The sequence below is a fragment of the Streptomyces toxytricini genome (assembly GCF_014649915.1).
In the GTDB taxonomy this organism is placed as follows: Bacteria; Actinomycetota; Actinomycetes; order Streptomycetales; family Streptomycetaceae; genus Streptomyces; species Streptomyces toxytricini.
Window position 1 is genome coordinate 210,555 of record NZ_BMTY01000011.1, and the last position, 13,170, is coordinate 223,724.

At 74.0% G+C, this 13,170-nt stretch carries 10 protein-coding genes; 4 read left to right on the plus strand and 6 right to left on the minus strand.

All coding sequences use genetic code 11. From position 1 onward, the window contains the following. Positions 1–63: 63 nt before the first annotated feature. Entirely contained in the window at positions 64–1,545 is a 1,482-nt protein-coding gene (locus IE170_RS16350; RefSeq protein ID WP_189810107.1) for a DNA-binding protein NsdB, read from the minus strand. A gap of 230 nt (positions 1,546–1,775) precedes the next feature. Here IE170_RS16350 and IE170_RS16355 point away from each other — a divergent pair, with 230 nt between their 5' ends. Both IE170_RS16355 and kstD read left to right on the plus strand, forming a co-directional pair. Continuing rightward, positions 1,776–2,900, plus strand: a complete 1,125-nt coding sequence (locus tag IE170_RS16355; RefSeq protein ID WP_189810108.1) for an aminoglycoside phosphotransferase family protein — start codon at positions 1,776–1,778, stop codon at positions 2,898–2,900. A 178-nt stretch (positions 2,901–3,078) separates the two neighbouring features. Continuing rightward, on the plus strand, positions 3,079–4,860 hold the full coding sequence (kstD, locus tag IE170_RS16360) for a 3-oxosteroid 1-dehydrogenase (protein ID WP_189810157.1): 1,782 nt from the start codon (positions 3,079–3,081) through the stop codon (positions 4,858–4,860). Between the two features lie 13 nt (positions 4,861–4,873). Here the strand turns inward: kstD and IE170_RS16365 are convergent, their stop codons facing one another. From IE170_RS16365 to IE170_RS16385, 5 genes are all read right to left on the minus strand, one after another. Next, complete coding sequence (locus IE170_RS16365; protein ID WP_189810109.1) at positions 4,874–5,374, minus strand: hypothetical protein; 501 nt, start codon at positions 5,372–5,374, stop codon at positions 4,874–4,876. Between the two features lie 243 nt (positions 5,375–5,617). Next, positions 5,618–6,784: a thiolase family protein gene (locus tag IE170_RS16370; protein ID WP_189810110.1), complete on the minus strand. Its 1,167-nt coding sequence runs from the start codon at positions 6,782–6,784 to the stop codon at positions 5,618–5,620. Then, a complete protein-coding gene (locus IE170_RS16375) occupies positions 6,781–7,839 on the minus strand; it encodes a thiolase family protein (protein WP_189810111.1) in 1,059 nt (352 codons plus the stop codon). Before IE170_RS16375 ends, IE170_RS16370 begins: the two co-directional genes overlap by 4 nt. Further along, complete coding sequence (locus IE170_RS16380; RefSeq protein WP_189810112.1) at positions 7,839–8,807, minus strand: Zn-ribbon domain-containing OB-fold protein; 969 nt, start codon at positions 8,805–8,807, stop codon at positions 7,839–7,841. The genes IE170_RS16375 and IE170_RS16380 overlap by 1 nt, the downstream gene beginning before the upstream one ends. 62 nt (positions 8,808–8,869) lie before the next feature. Continuing rightward, on the minus strand, positions 8,870–9,670 hold the full coding sequence (locus IE170_RS16385) for a crotonase/enoyl-CoA hydratase family protein (RefSeq protein WP_189810113.1): 801 nt from the start codon (positions 9,668–9,670) through the stop codon (positions 8,870–8,872). A gap of 193 nt (positions 9,671–9,863) precedes the next feature. Here IE170_RS16385 and IE170_RS16390 point away from each other — a divergent pair, with 193 nt between their 5' ends. Next, positions 9,864–11,519, plus strand: coding sequence for an acyl-CoA synthetase (locus IE170_RS16390; protein WP_189810114.1), 1,656 nt, complete (start codon positions 9,864–9,866; stop codon positions 11,517–11,519). A gap of 224 nt (positions 11,520–11,743) precedes the next feature. Beyond that, positions 11,744–13,045 (plus strand): phenylacetate--CoA ligase PaaK, encoded by a 1,302-nt coding sequence (gene paaK, locus IE170_RS16395; protein ID WP_189810115.1) that lies wholly within the window; start codon positions 11,744–11,746, stop codon positions 13,043–13,045. Positions 13,046–13,170 lie beyond the last annotated feature (125 nt).

The window sequence follows — 13,170 nt, forward strand, 5'->3', positions numbered from 1 at the left end:
GCGCCCCTGGCGCGGCCTTTCCGTAGTGGCGCCGCCAGGAGGCCCGGCGTGCGCACCGGCACCCTAGACCGTCTGCTGCACGGGGCTGTTGGGCAGCGCCAGCTTGATCTCGTCCCGCAGGTCCTCGATGCGCGAGTACCCCGCGTACTGGCCGGTGAGCCGGTACATCTCCCGGAGACGGTCCCACGTCCGGTGCGAGGAGGTCTCGTTCATGGAGACGAGCGCGAGGCGCGCGTACCGGTCCGCCTGTTCGGGGTCGTCCGCGATGAAGCAGGCCGAGGCCATGGAGATGTAGTCGAAGATCTGCGAGCGCTCGTGGCCGCCTGCCCGCAGCCGCAGCGCCTCGCGGGCGTGCCGCTGGGCGATCGGCGCGGCGGACGGCTCGTGGTCGGCCAGCGTCCGGTAGGCCAGGGCCTGCATGCCGTGCAGGTCCGCCTCGTCGAAGTGCTGCATCCAGGAGGGCGGCGGCACGTCGGCCTGGTCGGAGACGAACAGGTCCTCGGCCTCCCCGAGGGTCCGCCGCATCGCCTGCCCCTTGCCCATCGAGGCCTGCGCCCACGCCTCGATGGTGTGCAGCATCGCCCGGGTGCGCGGCAGGGTCTCCTCGCCGGATCCGGACTGGGCCAGCTTCATCAGGTCCAGTGCCTCGCCGGGCCGGCCCAGGTGCACCATCTGGCGGGCCGCCCGCGACAGCGCTTCCCCGGCCCGGGGCCGGTCGCCCCCCTCGCGGGCGGCGTGCGCCGCGATCACGAAGTACTTCTGGGCGGTGGGTTCGAGGCCCACGTCGTGTGACATCCAGCCGGCCAGCACCGCCAGGTTGGCCGCCACCCCCCACAGGCGCCGCTGGAGGTGGTCGGGGTGGCGGTACGCCAGCATGCCGCCGACCTCGTTCAACTGGCCGACGACGGCCTTGCGCTGCAGGCCCCCGCCTCTGGAGGCGTCCCAGGCGCGGAAGACCTCCACTGAGCGCTCCAGGGCCTCGATCTCGTCCGCGCCGATGGGCGCGGCCTCGTACCGGTCGAAGCCTGCCGGGTCGGCCTGGAAGGGTTCGCCGAAGCGCTGGGCCTGGCCGCCCGCACCCGGGTCGGTGTGCAGCCAGTCGTACATGGCGTTGGTGAGGACGGAGCCGGCGGTGAGCGCCACTCCCGCACCCATCAGACCGCGACGGTTGAGCATGAGGTCCATTCCCGTGAATTCGGTGAGGACCGCGGCTGTGCGTTCGGGCGCCCAGGGCATGCCTTCGGGGTTCTCCTTCACCCCGCCCGGCTGCCGCCCGGAGGTGCGCCGCTGCCGTACGAACCCGAGGTCCTCGATGGTCACGACACGACCGAGCCGCTCGGTGAACAGGGCTGCCAGGACGGTGGGCACCGGTTCGCGGGGAGTCTCCCCCATGTCGATCCACCGCCGTACCCGCGAGGTGTCGGTGGCCAGCTGGTGGTGGCCCATCGCGGCCGCCTGCCGGTTGACCATCCTCGCCAGCTCACCCTTCGACCAGCCGGCCAGGCCGAACAGGTCGCTCAGTCGGGTGTTTGGTCCTTTGCTCACGTCAAGCCCCCAGGTTCTCGGCTGGTTTGACAGTAGCCCGCCGACAGTTGCCCAGCGACTATTCGCCAGGCTTCGCCAGGGCAAGCCAGATGGTCCGCCACCCGCGCCAGGGTGTCAGGTAGGAATGCGCCTCCCCGACCCGGTCTCCGGGCGGAACTCCCCAGGGCGAAACCCGGGGCCGGCGGGGCGGCGTACAGATCTCGTCGGCGCACGAAGGGAACCGCAACGCCATGTATGCAGCAACGTCCTCCGTGTCCGCCCCGGTCCGACCCCACCGCACGCTCCAGGCGGGCGGGGGCTCCTACCTCGACGCCGCCCGGCCCCCGGTGCCGCTGCCCGGCGCCGTCCGGGCCCGGCGGATGCCGGGGGCCGTCGCGCAGCCGCTCAGCGGAAGGATCGACCTGTCGGGGCCGCAGGGGGCGCAGTTGCGCACCGCGCTGGCCTCGGTGCAGCGGATCTGCCCGGAGTTCGCTCCGGTTCAGGTGCTGCGGCGCAGCGGCAGGTCGGTGCTGCTGGTGGGGACGACCGGCCGGATGACCGCCGTGGCGAAGGTTTTACTGGACCACTCGCCGGAGTGGCGCGAGCGGTACCGGCACGAAACAGCGGTGTACAGGACGTTCGTCCGACACCGCCCGCCGGTCCGGGTGCCGCGGCTGATCGCCGCGGACCCCGAGAACGGGACGCTGGTGGTGGAGCGGATGGCGGGCCGGGTCGCGGCACTCCAGCGGCATCCGGTGGAGGCCCCTCCGCGGGCCGACCTCCGGGCGGCGCTGGGAGCAGTCTGCCGGGTCAACCAGTGGCGGCCGCCGGCGGATCTCTTCGGGGACCCGCTGAACTACGGGCAGCGGATCGCGCGCTACCACGAGTTGGGGCTGCTGACGGACCGGGACCTGGGGGACCTGCAGAAGCTTCTGTGCGGGCTGAAGCTGGCCGGCGTGCAGCGGCAGTTCAACCACGGTGACGCCCTGCTGTCCAACCTGCTGCTCTCACCGGCGGGGCCGGTGCTGCTGGACTGGGAGCATGCGGGCTGGTACCTGCCGGGCTACGACCTGGCCACGCTGTGGACGGTGCTGGGCGACGCCCCGGCTGCGCGCAGCCAGATCAGCCGGCTCGCCCAGGCGGCCGGACCGGCCGCCCGGGACGCCTTCCTGGTCAACCTGATGCTGGTGCTGACCCGGGAGATCCGGATGTGCGAGACGGCGGTGCAGCGGTCGATGGCCGCCTCCGCCCCGAACCAGCCCCTGCCGGCGGGCGCCCTGTCCTCGGGCGAGGAGCAGCGGCTGCTGCTGCGCCGCCTGCACGACGACTGCGGCATGGCCCGCAGGGCGGTCCGGGCGGCCGTCGGGACCCGCTGAGACGCGGCGGACGGCACCGTCACGAAAATCCCGTGGCGCACACGACCGGTGTGCGCTCCACGGGATTTCGTGCGTCCGTGCCCGGCGCCGGGGCGGATGACTTGACATCCCGGGGCACCGGGCACAGCTTTCTGACATGGCATCAGATGCCTGCCGCCTCTCCCCGCTGGAGCCTGCCATGACCGCGAGCGCCGCCCCCGATCCGCGCCCCGCCCCTCCGTCGCGCCGCACGGTCCTCGCCGGGGCCGGGGCGGGCGCTCTCGCCGCCGGGCTTCCGGCCGCCGCGGCGCGGGCCGGCGAGGCCCCCGTGTTCGGCGAGTACGACGTCGTCGTGGTCGGGTCGGGGGCCGCCGGGATGACGGCCGCGCTGACCGCGGCCAAGCGCGGGCTCGGCGTGCTGCTGGTCGAGAAGGCGCCGACCTTCGGCGGGTCGACGGCGCGCTCCGGGGCGGGGATCTGGCTGCCGAACAACTCGGTGATCCTGCGCGCCGGCGTTCCCGACACCCCGCAGAAGGCGGCCGCGTACCTGGCGGCGGTCGTGGGCCCGTCGGTGCCGGCGGACCGGCAGGCGGCCTTCCTGGCGAACGGGCCGCGGATGCTGGACTTCGTGATGGCGAACAGCCCGCTCCGCTTCCGCTACATGGACGGGTACAGCGACTACTACCCCGACCTGCCGGGTGGCTTGGCGAACGGTCGCTCCATCGAGCCCGACCAGCTCGACGGCCGCGTCCTCGGCGCCGAACTGGCCCGGCTGAACACGCCGTACATGCCCGTCCCGGCAGGGATGGTCGTCTTCGGTCAGGACTACCGGTGGCTGACCCTGGCCGCCGTCCACGCGCGGGGGGCGGCGGTCGCCGCCGAGTGCCTGGCACGCGGTACGCGGGCCGCACTGCGCGGGGAGAGGCCGCTGACGATGGGTCAGGCACTCGCGGCCGGGCTGCGGGCGGGGCTGGCGCAGGCGGGCGTACCGGTGTGGCTGGAGTGCCCTCTGGTGGACCTGTTGACGGAGGGCGGTGCGGTCACCGGGGTCGTCGTGGAGAAGGGCGGCGTCCGCGGCACGGTGCGGGCCCGACGGGGCGTCGTCCTCGGATCGGGCGGGTTCGAGCACCATGCGGCGATGCGCGCGCAGTACCAGCAGCAGCCGATCGGCACGCAGTGGTCGGTGGGCGCCCGGGAGAACACCGGGGACGGGATCCGCGCCGGGCAGCGGGCCGGGGCGGCGCTGGACCTGATGGACGACGCCTGGTGGGGGCCGACGGTCCCGCTGCCCGGGGAGCCGTACTTCTGCCTGGCGGAGCGCACCCTGCCGGGCGGGCTGCTCGTGAACGCGGCGGGTGCGCGGTTCGTCAACGAGGCGGCGCCCTACAGCGACGTGGTGCACGTGATGTACGAGAAGGACCGGGGTGCGCCTGGCTCGCACATACCGGCGTGGCTGGTGGTGGACCAGCACTACCGCAACAAGTACCTGTTCAAGGACGTGCTGCCCGCGCTGCCCCTCCCGGACTCCTGGTACGCGTCGGGCGCGGTGCACACGGCGTGGACGTGGGACGGGCTCGCGGAGCGGATCGGCGTACCTGCGGCGGCGCTGCGGGCGACGCTGAGCCGGTTCAACGCCCAGGCGTGGAGCGGGACCGACGCGGACTTCGGCCGCGGCCGGACGGCGTACGACCACTACTACACGGACCCCGGGGTCTACCCGAACTCCTGCCTGGCCCCGATCCTGCTGCCGCCCTTCCACGCGTTCCGAATCGTGCCCGGGGACCTGGGGACGAAGGGCGGCATCGTGACGGACGCGCGGGCGCGGGCGCTGCGGCCGGACGGCTCGGTGATCCGGGGGCTGTGGGCCGCGGGCAATGCGAGCGCGGCGGTGATGGGCCGCAGCTACGCGGGGGCCGGGTCGACGATCGGTCCCGCGATGGCGTTCGGCTACGCCGCGGCGAACGACATCGCGGACGGGTGACCCGGCCGGGCGGTCAGCCCTGCTGGAAGAGCTCGGCGGGCAGCGGCTTGAGCAGGGCGTACAGGTCGTCGCTGATGGGCCGGTCCCAGCTGGCGATCGTCACGAGGACGTTGTCGCTGCGGTCGAACTGCACGCAGCTGATCCGGGACTCGGAGAGCTTGACCTTGCGGACGATGAGGAGGTTGTCGCCCTGCATGACGGGGCAGTCCTCGATGCCGGTGACCTCGACCTCCTCGTCGTTCTCCAGGGCGTCGAGGAGCTGCGCCACCTCGAAGGGGATCTGGCCCTCGGCGAGGTCGCGGGCCGGCGAGCCCTCCGGGAGGTTCCCGATGATCATTGCGGGGCCGCGTCCGCCGAACAGGTCGTAGCGGAGAAAGACGCCCTGGCAGCTGCCGTCGGGCGCGGGGAGCAGCCCGGCCCCGAGATTGCCCGGCCAGTCCCCCGGATCCATGGCCAGGACGTCGAAGTCCGGGCCGGCGGGAGTGGCGGCGCGGTTGCGGCGGAGGAAGGACATGCGGCCATGGTACGTGGCCGGGGGTGCTTTCCGGATCCCGGGGCGCGGCGCCCGTCCGCCGCCGCGGGCGCCCCGGGCGGGCCGGTGCCGCTCGTCCGGTGCGGGGACCGGCGGGGGACCGGCGAAGGGCTGCCGGGGCGTTCGCCGTTGCGGCACCGGGCCGGGTCGGGGGTCGCGCGGCGTGTCGCAGGAGGCACGCTGTGTCGTCCGCGGCCGGGTGCCCCGTACCTGCCCGGCCGGCGCTCAGGAGCCGGGGAGCCCGGAGCCGACCAGCCACATGGCGAAGAACTGGGCGCCGCCCCCGTAGGCGTGGCCGAGCGCCCGGCGGGCTCCCGGGACCTGGTGCGCGCCCGCCTGGCCGCGGACCTGGAGGGCCGCCTCCGCGAAGCGGATCATGCCCGAGGCGCCGATCGGGTTGGAGGAGAGGACCCCGCCTGAGGGGTTCACGGGCAGGTCTCCGTCGAGCTCGGTCGCGCCGGCCTCGGTGAGCTTCCAGCCCTCGCCCTCGGCGGCGAAGCCGAGGTTCTCCAGCCACATCGGCTCGTACCAGGAGAACGGCACGTACAGCTCGGCGGCGTCGATCTCGCGGCGCGGGTCGGTGATGCCTGCCTGCCGGTAGACGTCGGCCGCGCAGTCCTTCCCGGCCTGCGGGGAGACGAAGTCCTTGCCGGCGAAGAGCGTCGGCTCGCTGCGCATGGCCCCGCCGTGCACCCAGGCGGGCGGGCGGGGGGCGCGGGTGGCGCCGGCCCGGTCGGTGAGCACCATCGCGCAGGCCCCGTCGGAGGAGGGGCAGGTCTCGGAGTAGCGGACGGGGTCCCACAGCATCGGCGAGGCCTGGACCTGCTCCAGGGTGATGCCGTGCTCGTGGAGGTGCGCGTACGGGTTCTTCAGGGCGTTGCGGCGGTCCTTGTACGCGACGAGCGAGCCGACGGCGGCGGGGGCGCCGGTGCGCCGCATGTACGCGCGCACGTGCGGGGCGAAGAACCCGCCGGCTCCGGCGAGCAGCGGCTGCTGGAAGGGGACGGGCAGCGACAGCCCCCACATGGCGTTGGACTCGGACTGCTTCTCGAAGGCGAGGGCGAGCACGGTGCGGTGCACGCGGGCGGCGACGAGGTCGGCGGCGACGAGCGCGGTCGATCCGCCGACCGACCCGGCGGTGTGGACGCGCAGCATCGGCTTGCCGACGGCGCCCAGGGCATCGGCGAGGTACAGCTCGGGCATCATGACGCCCTCGAAGAAGTCGGGGGCCTTGCCGATGACGACGGCGTCGACGTCCTGCCAGGCCAGCTCGGCGTCGGCGAGGGCGCGGGAGGCGGCCTCGCGGACGAGGCCGGCGAGGGAGACGTCCTGGCGGGCGGCCGCGTGCTTGGTCTGGCCGATGCCGATGACGGCCACGGGCTCCTTGCTCATGCTCGGTCCCCTTCCAGGACGGCGACCAGGTTCTGCTGGAGGCAGGGTCCGGAGGTGGCGTGGGCGACGGCCCGGTCGGAGTCGCCGCGGTGGATGCGGGCGGCGGCCTCGCCGATGCGGATCAGGCCGGCGGCCATGACGGGGTTCGCGGCGAGCGCCCCGCCGGAGGGGTTCACGGCGGTGGACCGGCCGAGGCGCAGCGCCTTGCGCAGGACGACCTCCTGGGAGGTGAACGGGGCGTGCAGCTCGGCGGTGTCGACGGGCGCGGTGAAGAGGCCGGCGCGCTGGGCGGCGAGGCGGGTGGAGGGGGAGTCGGTGAGGTCGCGCACGCCCAGGCTGTGGGCCTCGATGCGGTGGTCGATGCCGGTGATCCAGGCGGGCCGCCCGCACAGGCGGCGGGCGGTGTCGCCGGCGGCGAGGACCACGGCGGCGGCGCCGTCGCCGACGGGCGGGCAGTCGCCGGTGCGCAGCGGCCGTACCTGGTGGCCGCCGTGCGGGACGGTGCCGGAGAGCTGGGCGTGCGGGTTGGCCTCGGCGGCGGCGCGGCTGCGGGCGGCGATCGCGGCGAGCGCCTCCTCGTCGGTGTCGCCGGCGTCGACGAGGGCCTGGGCCTGGAGGGCGGCGAGGGCGATGGAGTCGGGCCACAGGGGGGCGAGGTAGTAGGGGTCGAGCTGCCGGGTCAGGACGTCGCGCAGGGAGCCGGGCGAGGACTTGCCGTAGGCGTAGACGAGCGCGGTGTCGGCCTGACCGGTGCGCAGCTTGACCCAGGCCTCGTACAGGGCCCAGGCGCCGTCCGTTTCGACGTGGGATTCGGAGATGGGGGGCCAGGCGCCGACGCCGTCGAGGGTCATGGTGAAGGAGAAGGGGCGGCCGGCGAGGTAGTCGCTCGATCCGGAGCAGGTGAAGCCGATGTCGCGGGCGCGCAGGCCGGTCCTCTCGCGGACCTCGTCGAGGACGGGCAGGAGCATGTCGAGCTCGCTGAGGTCGTCGGTGCGGCGCCGGTGGTCGCTCTGGGCGAACGCCACGACGGCGATGTCGCGCTCGTGGCGGGCCATCAGATGAGCTCCTTGTAGCTGTCGTAGGCGGCGTCGGGCTCGCCGGTGGGGCGGTAGTGGTCGGGGTGGCGGCCGTCGGCGGTCCACACGGGTTCGACGCGCAGGCCCATGCGGACCTGGTCGTAGGGGATGCCTCCGATCCGGCCGTGGAGGGGGAGGTCGGCGCCGTCGAGGGCGATGTGGGCGTACACGTAGGGCACCTCGATGTCGAGGTTGCGGGCCTTGATGTTGACGATGCAGAAGGTGGTGACGGTGCCGGCCGGGCCGACCTCGACCCGGTCGGTGGTGGCGACGCCGCAGGTGGGGCAGGCGCCGCGCGGGGGGACGTACACCTTCCGGCAGGAGGGGCAGCGCTCGCCGACGGTGCGCCGCTCGCGGAGGGCGGCGAGGTGGGCGCTCTGGGCGCGGCCGGGGGTGTGGGTGTAGTCGAGGCGTGCCTCGGTGACGATGCGGGTGACCGGGTCGGGGAAGCGGCCCTCGTGCGGGGTCGCGGCGGGCGGGTGACCGGGCGGGGGTGCGTCGTCCGGTTCGAAGCAGGCGATGTCGGTGATGGCGCCGGTGCGTTCGGCGGCCCAGCGGATGCGGACGCGCATGCCGGTGCGGACCGCGTCGGGGCCGGCGGCGTCGAGGGCGTGCAGGAGGGCGGTGTCGGCGCCGTCGAGGCGGACGAGGACCCAGGCGAAGGGTGTGGCGAGGGGCTGGCTGGGGCGCGGGTGGTCGTTCCAGGCCCAGGTGGTGACGGTGCCGGCGGGGGCGACCTCGACGAGTTCGCGGAGCTCCTCGGCGGTGGCGGGGTCGTACTCGGCGGGTGGGACGAGGACGGTGCCGCCGGAGGTTCTGGCGCCGAGGACGACGCGTTCGCGGAGCCCGGTCAGGAAGGCGCTCTGGACGGGGCCGAGGGAGCGGGTGAAGGGGAACTCGACGACGAGGGGCGCGCGGAGCACCTCGGGAGGGGGCGCTGCTGTCATGGGTCTCTCCGGATTCTCCGGGGGGTAGGGGCCCGGCGGGAGGAAGGAGGGGCGAAGCGGGGCTACGCGCGGCGGTAGACCGGGGGGCGCTTCTCGGCGAAGGCGCGGGCGCCCTCCTTGGCGTCGGCGGTGTCGAAGACCGGCTGTCCGCGGTCGAGTTCGGCGGCGAGGCCCTCGGCTTCGGTGAGGCCGGCGGTCTCGTACACGGAGGCCTTGACGGCCTCGACGGCGAGGGGGCCGCAGGCGTTGATCAGCTCGGCGGTCTCCAGGGCGGCCTCCAGGGCCGTCCCGTCCGGTACGACGCGGCCGACGAGGCCGATCCGTGCGGCCTCCTCGGCGGAGTAGGGGCGGCCGGTCAGCAGCATCTCCAGCGCGTGGGTGCGCGGGATCTGGCGGGGCAGGCGGACGGTCGAGCCGCCGATCGGGAACAGGCCGCGCCGGACCTCGAACAGCCCGAAGACGGCCCCTTCGGCGGCCACGCGGATGTCGGTGCCCTGGAGGATCTCGGTGCCGCCGGCGACGCAGTACCCCTCGACGGCGGCGATCACCGGCTTGCGGGGCCGGTGGTGGCGGAGCATCGCCTTCCAGTGCAGGTCGGGGTCGGCCTTGAGGCGGTCGCGGTAGGCGTCGCCGCCCATGCCGCGCCCGGCGAGCGCCTTGAGGTCCATGCCGGCGCAGAAGTCGCCGCCCGCGCCGGTCAGGACGACGGAGCGGACGGCGTCGTCGGCGTCCGCCTGGAGCCAGCCGTCGTAGAGGCCGACCAGCAGGGGCAGCGAGAGGGCGTTCTTCGCCTCGGGCCTGTTCATGGTGAGCACCAGCGTGGCTCCGTGGCGCTGCACGGTCAGGTGTTCCGTCCCACCCATTGCCGTCCTCCCGTCTCCGGTGACCTGGAACAGGTTGCAGGAGTGCCCGGGGCAGTTCAATAGTTTTCTGACACTCAGTCAGTTTTGTTGGGTGGCACCCTTCCCAGTTGGGGTGCGCGGCGCTGTAATGGCCGCCCGACGGCCCCGCGTGCCGCTCGCCGTGCGGGCCCGACCCCGGGGTGAGGGAGGAACGGTGGAGTACAACCTTGCCGACCTGTTCGAGTCGGTCGTCGACGCGGTCCCGGAACGCGAGGCCCTGGTGTACGTCGACCACCCGGGGACCGGTGCCGAACGACGCCTCACCTACGCGCAGTTGGATGCGGCGGCGAACCGCGTTGCCCACCACCTGCTCGACGGCGGCCTGCGGCCCGGGGAGCACGTGGGCCTGCACCTGTACAACGGGGTCGAGTACCTCCAGACCGTGCTGGCCTGCCTCAAGGCGCGCCTGGTGCCGGTGAACGTCAACTACCGGTACGTCGAGGAGGAGCTGGTCCACCTCTACGGCGACGCCGACCTCGCCGCGCTCGTCTTCGACGGCGAGTTCACCGGGCGGGTCGCGGCGGCGCTGCCGCACACGCCCCGGCTGCGGCACCTGCTGCGCGTCGGCGCCGCCCCCGAGGGGGCGCCCGAGCCGGCGCTCGCGCCGGTGGCGTTCGGGGACGCCGAGGCGGCGGGCTCGCCGGCGCGCGGGTTCGCGCCCCGCTCCCCCGACGACCTGTTCATCATCTACACGGGCGGCACGACGGGGCTGCCCAAGGGTGTGATGTGGCGGGCGGAGGACCTGTTCTTCGCGGGCCTCTTCGGCGGCGAGCCGTCGGGTGAGCCGGTGAAGCGGCCCGAGGAGCTGGCGGAGCGGGCGGCGGCGCGCGGCGCCGGGCTGACCTTCTTCCCGGCGCCGCCGCTGATGCACGGCACGTCCACGCTGACGTCGTTCATCGCGTTCAACTACGGGCAGCGGGTGGTCCTGCACCGCAAGTACGTGCCCGAGGAGGTGCTGCGGACGATCGAGAGGGAGCGGGTGTCGAGCGTGTCGCTGGTCGGCGACGCGATGCTGCGGCCGCTCGTGGACGCACTGGAGGGGCCTCTGCGGGGGACGGACCTGTCCGGCCTGTTCAGCGTCTCGTCGTCCGGGGCGGTCATGTCGGACTCGGTGGCCGCGGCCTTCCGGCGGCTCGCCCCGCACGTGATGCTGCTGAACAACTTCGGCTCGTCCGAGTCCGGCTCCAACGGGCGCGCGGCCGACGACGCCGGGCCCGGGCGCGGCTTCCGGCTGGTGGTCAACGAGCGCACGCGGGTGGTGGACCCGGTGACCCGCGAGCCGGTGCCGGCCGGGGTGCCGGGGCGGCTCGCGCAGCGCGGGCACGTGCCGCTCGGCTACTACAACGATCCGGCGAAGACCGCGGAGACGTTCTTCCTGAAGGACGGCGAGCGGTGGGTGCTGCTCGGCGACATGGCGACGGTGGACGCTGACGGCGTCGTCACGGTGCTCGGGCGGGGCTCGCAGTGCATCAACACGGGCGGCGAGAAGGTGTACCCGGAGGAGGTCGAGCAGGCCCTGAAGGCGCACCCGGGGGTGTACGACGCCCTGGTCGCCGGGGTGCCCGACCCCCGGTGGGGCAGCCGGGTCGCGGCGGTGGTGCAGCTGCGCGAGGGCGCCCCGGAGCCGACGTTGGAGGAGATCCAGGCGCACTGCCGGACCAGGCTGGCGGGGTACAAGATCCCGCGGCGGCTGGTCATCGCCGCGCAGGTGCAGCGGTCGCCGAGCGGCAAGGCGGACTACCGGTGGGCGAAGGCAGTGGCGGCCGGGGCGGAGGGCGAGGGCGAGGCGGACACGTCGGGCGGGGCGTGACGCCGGGCGGGGGCGTTGCCGGTGGCCGTGCGGGCGCGCAGGGAGCCGCGTCCCCTCCGGGCGATGAGCCCGGTCGTCCGCCGGGCGCAGGACTCCCGAGCGCAGGGACTCCGGAGGGCCGCCACGGTGTGATCACTCGTTCGAGTCATTGCCTTCGGTCGTCGGGGTCGGGCAATCTACCGAATGATCGGTCGGTTCCACGGCTCACGACGGGGTGAGGGCAGATGACGATGCACGAGGACTTGCGGGACGCGGGCGAGCGGCTCGGAGCGGCGGAGTTGGCCGCGCTCCAGACGGACCGGCTGCGGGCCACCCTGAGCCGGGCGTACGAGCGGGTGCCGTTCTACCGGCAGGCCTTCGACAAGGCGGGCGTGCACCCGGGCGACTGCCGGTCCCTGGCGGACCTGGCGCGCTTCCCCTTCACGACGAAGGCGGACCTGCGCGACCAGTACCCGTTCGGGATGTTCGCAGTGCCGCGCACCGAGGTGCGCCGAATCCACGCCTCCAGCGGCACGACGGGCCGGCCGACGGTGGTCGGGTACACGGAGCGGGACCTGTCCGCCTGGGCGGATGTCGTGGCCCGTTCGATACGCGCGGCCGGCGGCCGCCCCGGCCAGATCGTGCACGTGGCGTACGGGTACGGCCTGTTCACCGGCGGGCTCGGTGCGCACTACGGCGCGGAGCGGCTGGGCTGCACCGTGGTGCCCGCGTCCGGCGGGATGACGGACCGCCAGGTCAGACTGATCCAGGACTTCCGGCCGGAGGTCATCATGGTGACCCCCTCCTACATGCTGACGCTGATGGACGAGATGGAGCGGCAGGGCATCGACCCGCGGTCCACCTCGCTGCGGACGGGCATCTTCGGGGCGGAGCCGTGGACGGAGGCGATGCGGCGGGAGATCGAGGGCCGGCTCGGCATCGACGCAGTCGACATCTACGGCCTGTCCGAGGTCATCGGCCCGGGCGTGGCCCAGGAGTTCGCCGACACGAAGGACGGCCTGCATGTGTGGGAGGACCACTTCTATCCAGAGGTGGTGGACCCGCTGACGGGTGAGCCGCTGCCGGAGGGGGAGCCCGGGGAGCTGGTGTTCACGTCGCTGACGAAGGAGGCCATGCCGGTCATCCGCTACCGCACGCGCGACCTGACCCGGCTGCTGCCGGGCACGGCCCGTCCGGCGTTCCGGCGCATGGAGCGGGTGACCGGCCGCAGCGACGACATGATCATCCTGCGCGGGGTGAACCTGTACCCGACACAGATCGAGGAGGTCCTGCTGCGGATACCGGGCCTTGCCCCGCACTTCCAGCTGCGGCTGGCGCGGGAAGGCCGGCTGGACGTCCTGACGGTGCGGGTGGAGGCGCGCCGGGAGGCCGATGCCCGGCTGCGGGAGGAGTCGGCGGCCGCCGTCGTCCGGGCGGTCAAGGAGGGCATCGGGGTGACGGTGGCGGTGGAGGTCGTCGACCCGGAGACGCTGGAGCGGTCCGTGGGGAAGATCAGACGGGTGGTGGACCTGCGCGGCGACCGGTGACGGCCTGGTCGGGGGCGGGCGGGAGCACCCGTTCGGTCCTACTTCGGCCGGGCGTCCGGGAGCCCCCGGGCCCGTCCGGGTAGTCCATGAGGCGTGACCCACACGCTCCGACGGCTCCACGACCG

Coding starts and splice junctions, on each gene's coding strand:
- IE170_RS16385 (WP_189810113.1), bottom strand. CDS start 9,670: ATGGGTGGGACGGAACACCTGACCGTGCAGCGCCACGGAGCCACGCTG.
- IE170_RS16365 (WP_189810109.1), bottom strand. CDS start 5,374: ATGTCCTTCCTCCGCCGCAACCGCGCCGCCACTCCCGCCGGCCCGGAC.
- IE170_RS16380 (WP_189810112.1), bottom strand. CDS start 8,807: ATGACAGCAGCGCCCCCTCCCGAGGTGCTCCGCGCGCCCCTCGTCGTC.
- IE170_RS16370 (WP_189810110.1), bottom strand. CDS start 6,784: ATGAGCAAGGAGCCCGTGGCCGTCATCGGCATCGGCCAGACCAAGCAC.
- IE170_RS16355 (WP_189810108.1), top strand. CDS start 1,776: ATGTATGCAGCAACGTCCTCCGTGTCCGCCCCGGTCCGACCCCACCGC.
- paaK (WP_189810115.1), top strand. CDS start 11,744: ATGACGATGCACGAGGACTTGCGGGACGCGGGCGAGCGGCTCGGAGCG.
- kstD (WP_189810157.1), top strand. CDS start 3,079: ATGACCGCGAGCGCCGCCCCCGATCCGCGCCCCGCCCCTCCGTCGCGC.
- IE170_RS16375 (WP_189810111.1), bottom strand. CDS start 7,839: ATGGCCCGCCACGAGCGCGACATCGCCGTCGTGGCGTTCGCCCAGAGC.